Origin of the sequence: Mesorhizobium neociceri (assembly GCF_013520985.1) — a bacterium.
Classification (GTDB): Bacteria; Pseudomonadota; Alphaproteobacteria; order Rhizobiales; family Rhizobiaceae; genus Mesorhizobium; species Mesorhizobium neociceri.
The window spans coordinates 1-552 of record NZ_JACDTY010000062.1; the positions used below are offsets into that span (position 1 = coordinate 1).

1 protein-coding gene is annotated in these 552 nt (G+C 67.6%); it reads left to right on the forward strand.

The features are described 5' to 3' along the window. Window positions 1-552: cadherin repeat domain-containing protein (locus tag H0241_RS35310; protein WP_181062298.1), on the forward strand; the 552-nt coding region annotated here is incomplete at both ends.

Genomic DNA, 552 nt, shown 5'->3' on the forward strand with positions numbered 1-552 from the left:
TGGTGACGGTCGCCGACGCCTCGCTGCTCAATTTCGAGGACGACACCAGCCACACCATCACCGTCCTGGCCTCCGACGGCGACGGACCCACCAGCTCGCAGACCTTCACCATCAATGTGACGGACGTTGATCCGTCAACGCCGACCGACACCGATGCGGCCGCCAACACGGTTGCAGAGGGTGCCGCCAACGGCACCGCCGTCGGCATCACGGCATCCGCGACCGATCCCAACGGCCCGCCGGTCACCTACTCGCTCAGCGACGACGCCGGCGGACGCTTTGCCATCGACGCCACCACTGGCGTGGTGACGGTCGCCGACGCCTCGCTGCTCAATTTCGAGGACGACACCAGCCACACCATCACCGTCCTGGCCTCCGACGGCGACGGACCCACCAGCTCGCAGACCTTCACCATCAATGTGACGGACGTCAACGAGGCGCCGACAGTGACCTCGGGTGCGACGGCGAGCGTGGCGGAGAACGCGCCGGCCAGCACGGTGGTGTATACCGCGACGGCGACCGACCCAGACACCACGGCGCCGAACAACACCC